Source organism: Halomonas sp. AOP13-D3-9 (assembly GCF_052379125.1).
Classification (GTDB): domain Bacteria; phylum Pseudomonadota; class Gammaproteobacteria; order Pseudomonadales; family Halomonadaceae; genus Vreelandella.
Map to the genome: position 1 here is coordinate 1 of NZ_JBQSYH010000059.1, position 641 is coordinate 641.

General features: G+C 56.0%; 1 protein-coding gene. It reads right to left on the minus strand.

Going from position 1 to position 641, the window contains the following annotated elements; translation table 11 throughout:
• Nucleotides 1-641: flagellin N-terminal helical domain-containing protein (locus tag ACT3UM_RS24195; protein WP_498902561.1), on the minus strand; the 641-nt coding region annotated here is incomplete at both ends.

Below are 641 nucleotides of genomic sequence, written 5' to 3' on the forward strand. Positions count from 1 at the left end.
ACCGAGTCAAAGCGGTTAAGCGTAGCACCCAGAGTGGCACGCTCAGTATCAAGCGTCTTGACAGCGGCATCAACATCGTCGATCAGCGTTTGGAACTGTGCGTTGGTCGCCCCAGCGCCACCCGAAACAGACGCCGCGGCAATTGTTGCTGCCGAGCCGCTCACGCCAAGATTCGCGGTCGTCGCGTCAACAGTGTTAACGTCAATGGTGTCGTCAGCAGTGGTGTTGGAGCCAATTTGCATGCTCAGCGCCGTGGACGCGCCACTGGCCAACAGGTTGGTGCCGTTGAAGTTGGTACTGCCCGCTACACGATCGATTTCAGCGATGCGCTCGTCGATCTCGGTGGAAATGGCTGCACGATCTTCATCAGTGTTGGTATCGTTGGCGCCCTGAACCGCGAGCTCACGAATACGCTGAAGGTTATCGTTAACTTGATCAAGGCCGCCTTCCATGGTTTGTACCAGAGAGATACCGTCGCTCGCGTTACGGCTAGCCTGATCCATGCCTTTGATCTGGGCTGTCATTTTGTTGGCGATGGCTTGACCAGCAGCATCGTCAGCAGCGCTGTTAATACGCAGACCAGAAGACAGGCGCTCTTGAGCCTTGGCCAACATGGACTGAGAGTTGGACAGGTTATTCTG